Source organism: Aeromonas sp. HMWF015 (assembly GCF_963878965.1).
Taxonomy (GTDB): domain Bacteria; phylum Pseudomonadota; class Gammaproteobacteria; order Enterobacterales; family Aeromonadaceae; genus Aeromonas; species Aeromonas veronii.
Map to the genome: position 1 here is coordinate 16,842 of NZ_CAWNZT010000126.1, position 12,625 is coordinate 29,466.

19 protein-coding genes are annotated in these 12,625 nt (G+C 60.0%); 17 read left to right on the forward strand and 2 right to left on the reverse strand.

Going from position 1 to position 12,625, the window contains the following annotated elements:
* The 17 genes from AACS18_RS23190 to ascL all read left to right on the forward strand — a co-directional run.
* The coding region (locus AACS18_RS23190; protein ID WP_258228872.1) for a YopD family type III secretion system translocon subunit at nt 1-227 on the forward strand (227 nt) is incomplete at its 5' end.
* Nucleotides 228-363: 136 nt separating this feature from the next.
* On the forward strand, nt 364-807 hold the full coding sequence (locus tag AACS18_RS06430) for a type III secretion system chaperone (RefSeq protein WP_021229946.1): 444 nt from the start codon (nt 364-366) through the stop codon (nt 805-807).
* Nucleotides 808-809: 2 nt separating this feature from the next.
* Entirely contained in the window at nt 810-1,043 is a 234-nt protein-coding gene (locus AACS18_RS06435) for a T3SS regulon translocated regulator ExsE family protein (RefSeq protein ID WP_108613954.1), read from the forward strand.
* Nucleotides 1,040-1,441, forward strand: coding sequence for a YscW family type III secretion system pilotin (locus AACS18_RS06440; RefSeq protein ID WP_108613955.1), 402 nt, complete (start codon nt 1,040-1,042; stop codon nt 1,439-1,441). The genes AACS18_RS06435 and AACS18_RS06440 overlap by 4 nt, the downstream gene beginning before the upstream one ends.
* Nucleotides 1,442-1,785: 344 nt before the next feature.
* A complete protein-coding gene (locus tag AACS18_RS06445; protein ID WP_019446814.1) occupies nt 1,786-2,601 on the forward strand; it encodes a helix-turn-helix transcriptional regulator in 816 nt (271 codons plus the stop codon).
* Between the two features lie 119 nt (nt 2,602-2,720).
* On the forward strand, nt 2,721-3,536 hold the full coding sequence (exsD, locus tag AACS18_RS06450) for a type III secretion system negative regulator ExsD (RefSeq protein WP_021229950.1): 816 nt from the start codon (nt 2,721-2,723) through the stop codon (nt 3,534-3,536).
* A gap of 15 nt (nt 3,537-3,551) precedes the next feature.
* Nucleotides 3,552-3,977 carry a YscB family type III secretion system chaperone AscB gene (ascB, locus tag AACS18_RS06455; protein WP_108613956.1) on the forward strand — a complete coding sequence of 142 codons (426 nt, stop codon included), beginning with the start codon at nt 3,552-3,554 and terminating at the stop codon, nt 3,975-3,977.
* Entirely contained in the window at nt 3,950-5,803 is a 1,854-nt protein-coding gene (gene ascC / locus AACS18_RS06460; protein ID WP_180343680.1) for a SctC family type III secretion system outer membrane ring subunit AscC, read from the forward strand. Before ascB ends, ascC begins: the two co-directional genes overlap by 28 nt.
* Nucleotides 5,800-7,104, forward strand: coding sequence for a SctD family type III secretion system inner membrane ring subunit AscD (ascD, locus tag AACS18_RS06465; protein ID WP_108613958.1), 1,305 nt, complete (start codon nt 5,800-5,802; stop codon nt 7,102-7,104). The genes ascC and ascD overlap by 4 nt, the downstream gene beginning before the upstream one ends.
* Complete coding sequence (locus tag AACS18_RS06470; protein ID WP_042054080.1) at nt 7,067-7,279, forward strand: EscE/YscE/SsaE family type III secretion system needle protein co-chaperone; 213 nt, start codon at nt 7,067-7,069, stop codon at nt 7,277-7,279. Before ascD ends, AACS18_RS06470 begins: the two co-directional genes overlap by 38 nt.
* Nucleotides 7,272-7,529, forward strand: coding sequence for a type III secretion system needle filament protein AscF (ascF, locus tag AACS18_RS06475; RefSeq protein ID WP_040065226.1), 258 nt, complete (start codon nt 7,272-7,274; stop codon nt 7,527-7,529). The genes AACS18_RS06470 and ascF overlap by 8 nt, the downstream gene beginning before the upstream one ends.
* Nucleotides 7,529-7,882, forward strand: a complete 354-nt coding sequence (locus AACS18_RS06480) for a YscG family type III secretion system chaperone (RefSeq protein WP_005334532.1) — start codon at nt 7,529-7,531, stop codon at nt 7,880-7,882. Before ascF ends, AACS18_RS06480 begins: the two co-directional genes overlap by 1 nt.
* Nucleotides 7,879-8,433 carry a YopR family T3SS polymerization control protein AscH gene (gene ascH, locus AACS18_RS06485; RefSeq protein ID WP_108613959.1) on the forward strand — a complete coding sequence of 185 codons (555 nt, stop codon included), beginning with the start codon at nt 7,879-7,881 and terminating at the stop codon, nt 8,431-8,433. The genes AACS18_RS06480 and ascH overlap by 4 nt, the downstream gene beginning before the upstream one ends.
* Nucleotides 8,433-8,771, forward strand: coding sequence for a SctI family type III secretion system inner rod subunit AscI (gene ascI, locus AACS18_RS06490; RefSeq protein ID WP_005334527.1), 339 nt, complete (start codon nt 8,433-8,435; stop codon nt 8,769-8,771). Before ascH ends, ascI begins: the two co-directional genes overlap by 1 nt.
* 6 nt (nt 8,772-8,777) lie before the next feature.
* Entirely contained in the window at nt 8,778-9,518 is a 741-nt protein-coding gene (ascJ, locus tag AACS18_RS06495; protein ID WP_181363420.1) for a SctJ family type III secretion inner membrane ring lipoprotein AscJ, read from the forward strand.
* On the forward strand, nt 9,515-10,141 hold the full coding sequence (locus AACS18_RS06500) for a SctK family type III secretion system sorting platform protein (protein WP_108613961.1): 627 nt from the start codon (nt 9,515-9,517) through the stop codon (nt 10,139-10,141). Before ascJ ends, AACS18_RS06500 begins: the two co-directional genes overlap by 4 nt.
* Nucleotides 10,120-10,785, forward strand: a complete 666-nt coding sequence (ascL, locus tag AACS18_RS06505; RefSeq protein WP_108613962.1) for a SctL family type III secretion system stator protein AscL — start codon at nt 10,120-10,122, stop codon at nt 10,783-10,785. Before AACS18_RS06500 ends, ascL begins: the two co-directional genes overlap by 22 nt.
* A gap of 149 nt (nt 10,786-10,934) precedes the next feature.
* Here the strand turns inward: ascL and ruvC are convergent, their stop codons facing one another.
* Both ruvC and AACS18_RS06515 read right to left on the reverse strand, forming a co-directional pair.
* On the reverse strand, nt 10,935-11,456 hold the full coding sequence (gene ruvC / locus AACS18_RS06510; protein WP_005334512.1) for a crossover junction endodeoxyribonuclease RuvC: 522 nt from the start codon (nt 11,454-11,456) through the stop codon (nt 10,935-10,937).
* A 115-nt stretch (nt 11,457-11,571) separates the two neighbouring features.
* The gene (locus AACS18_RS06515; protein WP_108613963.1) at nt 11,572-12,621 is read right to left on the reverse strand and encodes an efflux RND transporter periplasmic adaptor subunit; all 1,050 of its coding nucleotides are present in this window, start codon (nt 12,619-12,621) and stop codon (nt 11,572-11,574) included.
* Nucleotides 12,622-12,625: the final 4 nt, after the last annotated feature.

Genomic DNA, 12,625 nt, shown 5'->3' on the forward strand with positions numbered 1-12,625 from the left:
AGTCTGTGGGGCAAATGAGCAACTCTGCGGTGCAGGTGGCGCAGGGTGATAGCCAGGCCAATGCGAAAGAAGACGAGGTCGAGGCGACCATCAGTCAGAGCGAGAAGCAGAAGGCCGAGGACAATATGTCCTTCAATGCCAACTTTATGAAAGATCTGCTGCAACTGATGCAGCAGTATTCCCAGAGCCAGAATCAGGCCTGGAAAGCGGCATTCGGCGTTGCATAAACGTCATGGCAATGAAGGCGCCCACTGGGGCGCCTTTTTGTTTTTTCCGGCCATTTTTCTTAAAAGTGCCGCCCTTGAGTGACAGCCCGCATGGCGGTGGCAGGCTAACATCTCTTCCTCTCTGCTGGAGGAAATCATGGATGTAACTGTCATCATCAATCGACTGCTCGCTGAATTTGCCACCAAATATGGTTTGCCATCCCTGGCTCTGAATCAGGAGGGGGTTGCGGCGCTCTGCTTTGACGAGCAGTTGCAACTCAGCCTGATCCTGGTGCCGGAGCGGGATCAGCTGGTGTTGCAGGCCGACGTGGCCGAGCTGCATCAGGTGGGCGAGGGGATTTTCCGTCAGTTGGCCAGCTTCAATCGTCACTGGTATCAGTTCAATCTTCACTTCGGTTTCGATGAAGAGAGTCTGACGGTGCAACTCTATCGCCAGATGGCGGCAAGCCGGTTGACCCTGGCGTACCTTGAAGAGAGTCTCGCCAGCATGCTGGAGCATGCCGAGTTCTGGCAGGAGTTGCTGCAACCCGGTACTCGGGAAGCAGGCAGCAGTGATCAGGTGATGGGAGTGCGGGTATAACCATGAAGATTCAGGAATCACAAGGCGCGCTGGCCCTGCATGGGGCAGAGGCGGGCAAGGTAGGGGCATTTGCAGGCAGAACCGTGAGTGCCCGGTCAGCCAGTGCGAGCCAGGTTCCCCTGTCGGTACTGCTGCGCCGCTCCATTACCCTCAATCAGGTCCAGGAGATGGCGCTGCAGCGACTGCAGCAGGGCGAGCACACCCCGCTGAGTGAACGGCGGATCCGGGTGTTATGAGAGGTCTGCTGGCACTGATGTTGTCGGCCATGCTGGCCGGTTGTGTCACCACCCCGGAGCTGAAGCCCTCGCAACAGCAACTCAAGGGCGAGGTGCATTTCCCGCAAGCCTTGCCACGTCCGGCGACGGTGGAGGTGGCAGTGCTCAGCGTGATCGGGGAGCGTCCGTTGCAAGTGGCTGCCACCCGTTATGAGGTGACCATGCTGCCATTGCTGTTTGATCTGCGTTTGACCCCTCTGCAACTGGCGGAAGGGGAGATCTATCTGCGTGCCCGCTTGCGATTTATGGATGGCACCGCGGTACAGGCTATGAGTCAGCAGAAAGTTTTTAAGATTTTTAATGACAAAAAAATGGTTATTCAATTGCAGCCAAAAGCTTGTTATCCACAATGTCAGTAATGATTGTGTTTAAATAAAAAGCCTCAAATCAATCATTTATTAATTTGTCAGTTAAAATTGAAGGTTTCTTTTTGTAACGAAGTATCTTTTGCTGTAAGCACACCATTAAGTATGAGTCGTTGCACTGGATAAATAGTGTGTTAGCTCTAATTTTAGGCTGGTTTTTCTGCTTGTGACTGTTGTAGGATCCCCCCTCATTTCAATGGTGATTAATTTTTGAATTCACCAGCGAATGACTTGATTACAAAATAATAAATAAAAATAACAGCAATAATAAAGCACCCGAGAGCGACCCGCTTCCGGAGGTGTTACTGGTACTACACGCAGATTCAGGAAAATAAAACATGAAGGGCATTACTACCACAGAGAAGGGCGATATGGCCCTGCTCCAGTGGTGCATGTCTGCTTTTAACGTTATCGAACATCCGCAAGAGGGAATTTATATTCTCCTGGAAGGATCGATGAAGTGGCAAGACTGTACCGATACCTATGAATTATCCCCCAACGAACTTCTGTTCGTGCGCCGTGGCAACTACGCGGTCTGTACCGGTGACGGCCCCTGCCGCCTGCTTTGGCTACCTCTGTCAAACTCCTTTTTGCAAGGCTTCTTGCAACGTTTCGGTTCACTGTTGAGTGAAGTCCCCCGGCTGGAGGGGATGGCCCCCACGCTGTTGCCGTTTCACTCATCCCCCTTGCTGACCCAATGTATTCAGGGGCTGCGCGGGTTGACCGAACATGAACATCCCCCCGCACTGGCCCAATTACGCACCGAAGAGTTGCTGTTTCTGCTCGCTTTTGGCGAACAGGGGCCTCAACTGATGTCTATTTTGCGCCAGCTGAGCAATCGCCAGGTCGAGCGGTTGCAACAGTTTATGGAAAAGCACTATCTGATGGAGTGGAAGCTCAGCGAATTCGCCAAAGAGTTCGGTATGGGATTGACCACTTTCAAGGAGCTGTTTGGCTCGATATATGGTGTTTCTCCGCGTGCCTGGATCAGTGAGAGGCGGATCCTTTTCGCTCATCAGTTATTACTCAATAGTGAAATGAGCATTGTCGATATTGCGATGGAGGCCGGTTTCTCCAGCCAATCCTATTTTACCCAGAGTTATCGTCGTCGTTTTGGCTGTACGCCAAGCCGTGCCCGACACGGCACAGATTAACGCCGGACTAAAATAATCTGACGTTTTTTATAAGCCGCGGAGCGAGGCAATGGATAGAATAGCCTGCATATCGAAACATCATTCCATTATTGCCCGCAGCAAGATGAGCAAGGCATAGCATGAGTCAGCAAGATCACCATTCACCTAACCAGGGCCTGTTTGCAGGTCGTCGGGTTACCGTTGTCCAGCCAGATACCCTGAGTCGGGATCGTCTGGTCGGCCAGCTGTCCGTGCTCCGTTATCAGGATGCCGGCGTGATCACCTCGCAGCAGATGGCCCTGTTGCAAAGACTGTTGCCCAGAACCCGACTGGAGAGCCTGTTGGGCTCCATCTGGTTTCAGCGCCGTCTCGATGCCGCGCTGGCCGTCTCGCGTGAGGAGCTGCAACAGATCTTGCGGCTGGCAGGCAGCGAGCGTTGTGACTGGATGCAGCAGCTGGGGGACCGCATCAATCTGGCGGATCGTCCCTTGCTGTGGCACTGGGTGCTCTATCCCTTGCACCGCTGGTGGGTTCAGCGTCTTGAACCACTTTACGGCGCCTGGCTTAACGAACTGGAGCAGTTGCAGGTGATGCGCCGCCAGCTCAATGCCCAGGCCGTGTTCTGGCAGACCGTGGTCGATGTACCGGCGGATCTGGAGAGCCGGATCGCCGATCAGCTTGAGCAGTTGAACCAGCGCGAGCAGGAGCTCACCCGGCTGCAGAGTGATTGTGAGGCTCGTCTCCAGCTGGCCTGGCCTGCCTGGTATGCACAAACGAGCAAGGAGGGAGACCCGGTTCACCTGATGCCGGTACCGCTTGAGCTCGGCACATTCTGGCATGCCCTGCAGGCTCTGCCCCATCAGGATGAGGCAGCCCTAACCCTGCATGAGTGGCTGGCCGGCCGGGGCATTGCCCTGGGTCAGGATCACTTCTACTGGCAGCCTCCTGCGCCCTAGATAGCCCGAGGAACTATGCAAACGCTACTGAATCGATTGGCCGCAAACCTTGGCCAAGGGCCTTTTATTGCCGACGCACAGGGAAAGTACCATCTGCGGATCGATGGTTATCCCCTCTTTCTGACCCCCAGAAACGGTGAATTGCTGCTGAGTACCCCGCTTGCAAGCGGCCAGAGGAATGACGCTGAGGCCCATGATCCGGCGCTGCTAAAGCGTCTGTTGCAACAGGTGGTGGCCTGGGGGCGTCATGCCCCCCATGCCCTGGTGCTGGACGATCTTGGCAATTTGCAGCTGGAGGCGCGGCTCGCGCTGGAGTGGCTCGATGAGGCGTTGCTGGCGGAGCGCCTGAGCCTGCACATCGCCCTGCTGGAACGGTTGGAACCCCAATTGACCGAGGCCGCCTTGGCCCCCCAATGGAGACAGATGATATGGCACCCTTGAGTGTGCAACCCCTGCTGCGTCCCCTGTTGTGGATCTGCCTCGCCGTGATGGCGTGGCAGCGTCCCGCCATGGCACAGGAGCTGGACTGGGTGCCCATGCCTTACAGCTATGTGGCAGAAGGGGAGAGTCTGCGCGACGTGCTGGTCAACTTCGGTGCCAACTACGAGGTCTCCGTAGTGGTCAGCGACAAGGTCAACGATCAGGTCAACGGTCAGTTTGAGCATGACGAGCCGCTAGCCTTTTTGCAGCAGCTCTCCTCCCTCTACAACCTGGTCTGGTACTACGACGGCAATGTGCTCTACGTCTTCAAGAACAGCGAAGTGCAGTCCCGTCTCATCAATCTTGAGCAGACTGGCGCAGCAGAACTCAAGCAGGCGCTGCAACGAGCCGGGATCTGGGAGCCCCGTTTTGGCTGGCGCCCCGATGCGGATAACCGGTTGGTCTATGTCTCCGGCCCGCCCCGTTACCTTGAACTGATCGAGCAGACCGCGCTGGCACTGGAGCAACAATCCCAGCTGCGCAGCGAGAAGACCGGGCCGCTGGCCATCGAGATCTTCCCCCTCAAGTACGCCTCGGCGACCGATCGCTCCATCCAGTACCGCGATACCGATGTGGCGGCGCCCGGTGTGGCGACCATTCTGGCCAAGCTTCTGAGCGATGCTGGCGTGCAGATGGTCAACGGCGAGGGTAGCAAGGCAGCGACGGCCACCTCCGGTCAGGCCATCGTGCAAGCCGATCCTTCCCTCAATGCGGTGATCGTGCGCGATGCTCCGGAGCGGATGGCGATGTACGGCAAGTTGATCGCCGCGCTCGACAAACCGGCGGCCCGTATCGAGGTGGCGCTCTCCATCATCGATATCAATGCCGAGGATCTCTCCCAGTTGGGGGTGGATTGGCGAGTGGGGATCCGCACCGGTTCCAACCAGCAGGTGATTATCAAGACCACCGGCGATCGCAAAGGAATTGAAGGGGGCGCTGCGCTCGGCAGTCTGGTGGACTCCAAGGGACTCGACTATCTGCTGGCCCGGGTCAACTTGCTGGAAAACGAAGGCAATGCCCAGGTGGTCTCCCGCCCGACCTTGCTGACCCAGGAAAACACCCAGGCGGTGATCGACCACAGCGAAACCTATTACGTGAAGATCAGCGGCGAGCGGGTGGCCGAGCTGCAGGGGATCACTTATGGCACCATGCTGCGGATGACGCCCCGGGTGATCCAGATGGGTGACAGACCCGAGATCAGCCTGAGCCTCCACATCGAGGATGGCAACCAGAAACCCAACAGTGCGGGGGCCGATGGCATTCCCACCATCAGTCGCACCGTGGTCGATACCATCGCCCGGGTCGGCCACGGCCAGAGTCTGCTGATAGGCGGTATCTACCGCGACGAGATGAGCGAGAACCTGAGCAAGGTGCCCTTCCTTGGCGACATCCCCTATCTGGGGGCGCTGTTCCGTAGCAAGGACACCCAGACCCGTCGCTCGGTGCGGCTCTTTATCATCGAGCCTCGTCTTATTGATGACGGTATTGCCCACTATCTGGCCCTCGGCAATGGTCAGGATCTGCGAGCCGGGGTGCTCGGGGCTGATGAGATCTCCAATCAGAGTCTCTCCCTTGGCAAGGTGCTGGGGGGCGCGCAATGCCAGCCGCTGGCTGCAGCCCGTGACGTGCAGCAGCTGCTGCGTCAGGGGGGCAAGAGCTCGTCCCTCACTCAGTGCCGGATGGGCAATGAGCTGGGGTGGCGTCTGGTCGAAATGAACAAGGATCAAAAATGTACACCGGCCGCCAGCTGGTGTGTGCAGGCGGACAATGAGGGCGCGACCCGATGAGCTGGAAGTGCCGCGTATATCGCGGGCTCAACCGCGGGGTAGAAGTTCCTCTGCCTGAGGGGCGTCTGGTCATCGGTTCCGATCCCCTCAACGCTGATCTGGTGCTGGTGGATGAGGGGATGGCCCCCGAGCATCTGGTACTGCTGGTGAGTGGTGAAGGGATCACCCTGCAAGCCTGGGCGGACGGTATTACCCCGACTCAGGACGGTGTCGTCCTGACCGCGGGAGAGACTCTCAGGGCGGGAACGCGCCTGGAGGCAGGCCCGCTGCTCTGGAGCTTCTGTGACAACAGTCGTTCGCTACCCGAACAGCTGGAGGCACTGGCGGCGGTGATTGCTCCTTCTCGTGCGCCGCGGCGGCGGGCAGCGGGCGCCGATGTCTGGATGGGCGCCCTCTGCCTGAGTCTGGTGGTCGCCGTGGTCTTGCTGCTCGGCACGGGCTGGTGGCATGGCGCCGATGAGAACGAATCCGCCCGCAGTGAGCAGGCATTGAAGCGCTTTCTGGCCGCACCAAACTACCGTCAGGTGGTACTGAACAGCAGTGATCCCGAGCTGTGGCAACTCTCGGGTTATGTCGATGAGAACAGCGCGCGTCTTGCTTTGCAGCAGTACCTCGACAGCAAGGGTTTCAACTACCGGCTGGAGCTGCGCACCATGGAAGATCTGCGGCAGGGGGCCGGCTTTATCTTGCAGAAGCTGGGTTATGAACAGCTGCAGATCCGCAATGGCAAGGAGCCCGGCTGGCTCAAGCTCAGCGGCGAAATTCAGGGGCAGGATGGCAAATGGAGCACCATTGAATCTCTGCTCAAGCAGGAGGTGCCCGGCCTGCTGGGGGTTGAAAATCAGGTACAGATTGCCGGGGCTTATCGCAAGCGCCTCGATGCCTTGCTGCAGGAGCTGGGGCTGGCCGGTGCATTGCGGGTGCGCGAGGCGGGTGGGCGACTCGAACTCTCCGGCCAGCTGGATGAGCGCCAACTTGGCCAGTTTCAGCAGGTCAATCAGCAGTTTCGCCGGGAGTTCGGTACACACCCGACGCTGGAGCTGATCAATCAGACCAGAACGCCGCGTCAGGATGAGCTGGAGTTCGACGTGCGCAGCGTCTCGTTTGGCCGGGTGCCTTATGTGGTACTGGCAGACAACCAGCGCTATCCGGTGGGGGGCGCAACCTCCAGCGGGGTGCGGGTGCTGGCCATTCGCCCCGATGCGGTGGTGGTGAGCAAGGGCAAGCAGCAATACATCGTCAAATTAAAAGGAGCCGAACGGCATGATGACCAGTTTGGAAGCGCGACTGTCCGGCGCTGATCCCGCCTTTGCCCGTGAGCTGCATGAGCAGCTTGTTCAGGCGCAGGGAGACGTGAAACGGCAACTGCTGCGCGGGGGAACCCCGCAACAGTATCGGGAGTGGCAACAACAGGCCGACGCCATCGAGGCGGGGCTCACGATCATTGGCAAGATAAAGGAGCACAACCATGGCTGATTACTTTAAGTATGCGGACGGTACTACTAACACCCTCGATCAGGTGGCATCGAACCTCTCCGGGCAGGCCAATGACGCCAATACCGAGGTCAACAAGGCCATTGAGGCGATGAAAACCAATCCGGATAACCCGGCGTTGTTGGCCGAGTTGCAGCACAAGATCAACAAATGGTCGGTGATCTACAACATCAACTCCACCGTGACTCGGGCCATGAAAGACCTGATGCAGGGTATTTTGCAGAAGATTTGATGATGAACCCTGAACTCAAGCGACAACTGGCCGAACTTGCGCTGGCTGGCACCGGCCACCATTGCCATCAGGAGGCGGCCACTATCGCCGACTGGCTGGCTGGTGCGCCGGAGATGACCGAGTGTGTAACGCTCATTCGCCTCTCCTCCCTGATGAACCGGGGGGATTACCAGGCCGCTTTGCAGCTTGGTGGCGAGCACTGCACACCGGATATCGAGCCCTGGCTGGCCCTGTGCGAGTGGCGGCTTGGTCAGCAGGAGGCGCTGGCTGCACGGTTGCTGCGACTGGAGCAGAGCGGTCAGCCAACCTTGCAACAGTTTGCCGCAGGCCTGCGCGAGCAGATGGCCTCATGAAAATTGAAGGCAGCGATCAGCTGGGGGGAGAGCAGCCGCTGCGTCAGCCCCCCCCGCCCGAATCCATGGCTCAACGCCAGTTCGAGCGACTGCTGGCCAAAGCCCCCGAGCCGGATCTGTTCGAACGCTGGCAACAGGGGGCCCCTCTTGAGGGGTTGCTTGCCGGTGTAGCACCAGCCGCCAAGCGTGAACTGCTCTGGCAGATCTACCAACAGGGCGACAAATCGGCGCCGGAGATTGGCAAGCAACTGTTTGCCCCGGTCACCGACAAGCTGATCGCGCGTTTTGGCGAGCGTCAGTCGCCGGTGGTGGATGCCATCGATCTGCCGGAGTTGCGAGCCACCATGCGGGAGTTTGACCCCCTGGCATCGCGGCGGGAGAAGGTGTTGCTGAACTTGTTGAGCGAGCTCAGGGACGGGCAGGGCGCTGTGCCCGCGGGGCATCAATTTCTCGATGCACTGGCTCGGCGCGAGCTGATGACCCTGATCCCGCTCAACGGCATGGTCGACAATCTGATGCGCAATTCGCACAAACTTGATCTGGAGGCGTGATGGAAATTACACAGTCTGCCCAGGCGGTGGTCACCAGCCTGGATGAGTTGAAAGCGGTGGATCTCTCCTCGCCCCATGTCGCCAGCTTTGAGCAGGCGATGGGGAGCACATCCCAGGGGATGGGGAGCTCTCTTCTGGGGGAGCTGGGGGAGTTGAAACAGCAGTTTGTCGAGGCCAAACAGAGCCTGCAAGCCGAGCTGGCCACCCCGGGGGATGATCCTAACAGCCTGATGCAGATGCAGTGGTCGCTGATGCGGATCACCATGCAGGAGGAGCTGATTGCCAAGACAGTGGGCAAGATGAGCCAGAACGTAGAAACCCTGTTGAAGACCCAGTGAGGTAGTGTGAAGAGATCGATGCTGATGGGGGTGCTTAGCGCCTCGTTGCTGCTCAGTGGTTGCAAAGTGGAGCTCTATACCGGGGTCACTCAGAAAGAGGGCAACGAGATGCTGGCGTTGCTGCAGACCGAGGGGATCGCCTCGGACAAGCAGCCGGACAAGGATGGCCGCATCAAGCTGCTGGTGGAGGAGTCCGACGTGGCGCAGGCCATCGAGACCCTCAAACGCAAGGGCTATCCAAAAGAGAGCTTCTCCACCCTGCAGGATGTGTTTCCCAAGGATGGCCTCATCTCCTCGCCGACCGAGGAGCGGGCTCGTCTCACTTATGCCAAGGCGCAGGAGATCTCCAATACCCTGTCGGAAATAGACGGCGTGCTGGTGGCTCGCGTCCATGTGGTGCTGCCGGAAGGCAATGAGGGGATCAGCAAGAAACCCTCTCCCGCCTCGGCCTCGGTCTTTATCAAGCATGCGGCGGATATCCAGCTCGATACTTACATCCCGCAGATCAAGCAGTTGGTCAACAACAGTATCGAGGGGCTCGCCTACGACCGGATCAGCGTGGTGCTGGTACCCTCGGCCGATGTGCGCCAGAGTCCGCTGATGCCGCGCAATACCTCGCTGTTCTCCATTGAAGTGAGCGAAGGTTCAACGTGGCGGCTGGGCGGCTTGATTGCCCTGTTGCTGGCGCTGGTGGTGACCAGCAACCTGGCGCAATACATGTGGCACCGGAGCCGGAGTCGCGGATGACGGTCGGTTTGACCCCCTATCAGCTGCGCTTTTGCCCGGCCAGTTACCTCCATGAGGCGCACCTGCCCTCATCCTGGGCGCAGGTGCCGAAACTTTTGCCCGAGTGGCGGACGCTGCCAGCCAGTAACGGCGCCCTGCTTGAGGCGCTGGCATTGGGAATTGGCTACGAGATGCCCGCGCCTCTGGGGGGATTGGCGCTCTTTCCCCAAAGCGAGCTGGTGCTGCTGTTGCGCCGTCTGGGGGCAGTGCTGCACGGCGAGGCGATCCGCCGCTGTCTGCTGGCACCGACGCTGCGCCAGATCATCGCCTTGCTGGGGGAGGAGGGGCACAGAGCCGTACTTTCCCAGCTCGACTTGTTGATCGGCCCCTGGCCCGCAGGCTGGCAGCAGCCTCTGCCCACTCAGCTCTATGAGGGTGTGCTGGAAGAAGCTGGTTTGCAGTTCTGGCTGGCTGCGGCCGGGGAAGGCTACCCCGACTGGGCTCGCCGCCTCGCCCTGCGACTTCCCCCGGCGCCACCCGGGCCATCATGGCCTCTGGCGGCTGACCAGCGGCCACTGGCCCGGGCGCTTTGTCTCAAGATTGCCAAACAGGTAACTCCCCAATGCTGCCATTTGTTGAAATAAAGAGTAACCATCTGCAACTGGCGCCAAGCCAGCGTATTTTGCGTAGCCATGATTACCTCTCCTACCTGAGCGCGCAGGAGCTGGTAGAGGCCGCCCGCGCCCAGGCGGCTGATATCGTGGCGGAGGCCCGCGCCGTCTATGAAGAGCAGAAGAGCCTTGGCTGGCAAGCCGGGATTGACGAGGCCCGGCGCGAACAGGCAGTGCTGATCCACCAGACCCAGTTGCAGTGCCAGGGGTACTATCGCACCGTGGAGCAGCAGATGAGCGAGGTGGTGCTGCAGGCGGTGCGCAAGATCCTGCACGATTACGATCAGGTGGCGCTCACCCTCAAGGTGGTGCGCGAGGCGCTCTCGCTGGTGAGCAACCAGAAGCAGGTGACGATACGGGTTCATCCCGAGCAGGTGCAGGCGGTGCGCGACCAGATTGCCCGGGTGCACAAGGATTTCCCCGAAATCGGTTATCTCGAGATCTCCGCCGATGCCCGCCTCGATCAGGGGGGTTGCATCCTCGAGACCGAGGTGGGGATCATCGATGCCAGCCTCGACGGCCAGCTGGAGGCGCTCTCCCTCGCCATGAGCTCGGCGCTGGAAAAGCGTGGTGGACAGCAGGCCCGACTCGCCGGGGCGAATGCCGCGGTTGAATAAGGCGGCTGAATATATGGTCGGCTACGTGAGAGAACATTCATCTGACAAGTCCCGCCGGTTGTTACCTGCCCAAAACAAAACCGCCCCGGAGATCCGGGGCGGTTTTTTTATTTAGCGATACCGAGATGAGTCGTGGACGACATAAGGGCTCAGCGATAGCGGCCACGTACCGAGCTGCTGGCGCGGCCGGCCATCTTGATCAGGCTCTGGCGGGTATGCAGGTGGCAGAGCGCGACGCCGAGGGCATCTGCCGCATCCGCCTGCGGGGTGGCGGAGAGTTTCAGCAGATGGGTCACCATATGCTGCACCTGCTCCTTGGCGGCGCCGCCGGTGCCCACCACTGCCTGCTTGATCTGGGTGGCAGAGTATTCGCTCACCGGCAGATAGGCGTTGACCGCGGCGACGATGGCGCTGCCCCGGGCCTGTCCCAGTTTCAGGGCCGAGTCGGCGTTGCGGGCCATAAAGACCCGCTCGATGGCAAACTCGGTGGGCTTGAACTGGGTAATGATCTCGCATACCCCGTCATAGACCTGCTTGAGGCGCTCCGGCAGCTCGCCGCAATCGGTGCGGATGCAGCCAGAGCCCAAGTATTCGGCCTTGCCGCCCACGACCCGGATAACCCCGTATCCGGTGATCCGCGATCCCGGATCGATGCCCAAAATAATGCTCATGGGTGTTGATTGCTCTAAACGCGAGTGATGGCCGCCAAGATAGCAAACTGTGGCCCGTTTGGCTGTATGTCCCGGGTCAAGCGGGCAAAGATTGGCCAGCCTGCGTCGAGCGTGGTTAGCCCTTGAACAGCGCTATGGTGTCGCCATCCTGCAGGCTGCCTGCGCCACGCACCACCACCCGATCCCCCTGCTTGAGGGCGCCGCTCACCGCCACCTGCTGGCTGTCGCCAAACAGCACGGTGACCGGCACCCGATTAACCTTGAGCGACTTGCCGCTTCGCGCCACCTGATAGACCACGCTGCCATCGGTGCCGAGCACCAGGGCGTCCCGGGGCAGCAGCATGCTCTGCTGATCCCCCAGTGGCAGGGCAACCCGTACTGGCGAGCCGATGATGAAGGTGCCCGCTTCCGGTTTGAGGCGCAGCTCGATGAGGCGCGACTTGGGATCGGCGCTGGCGGCCCGCTGGTAATAGACGCCGTGACCACTCAGCTGCTCCCCCTCCACCCGCAGCCGGGTTTGCGGCGCCAGCTGCTGGGCCCAGAGAATGGGGGCTTGCAGGCGGATATCCGGCTGATCCGGGTTGACCAGCTCCAGCGCCTGCTCGCCCGCGTCCACATGCTCGCCGGGCTGGATGAAGTGGTTGTTCACCACCCCATCGAACGGGGCATAGATGTGGCTGCGGCGCAGCTGTTCCTCAATCTGGTTCACCTGTATGGCGGCCAGCCGCTCGGCCAGCGCGGCCTGCTCCACATCATAACTGGCCTTGTCGTACTGGCTTCGGGAGGCGCTCTTTTGCTGGTGCAGCCGGGTGATCCGTTGGGATTCGGCGCGGGCGAAACGCAGGTTGTTCTGCCATTTCGCCTGCTCGGCGCGAGCCTGCTCCAGCGAGAGGCGCAGTGCCGCGCTGTCGAGGCGCAGCAGCTCGTCCCCTTTTTTGACCCGGCTGCCAAATTCGGCGATCCACTCCACCCGGCCACTTACTTCGGCGCTGAGCGCCGCCTGCTGGCGACTCGCCACCGTGCCGCTGACCCAGATATTGGCGGCCGCATCCCCTTGGGTCACATCCGCCAGGGTCACCATCTTGCCCTGATCGGCCAGGACCGGTAGCGCGCAGCCCGCTATCAGCGCCGCGCCAGCCAACATTCGGGTAATCATATGTGTCATCGAT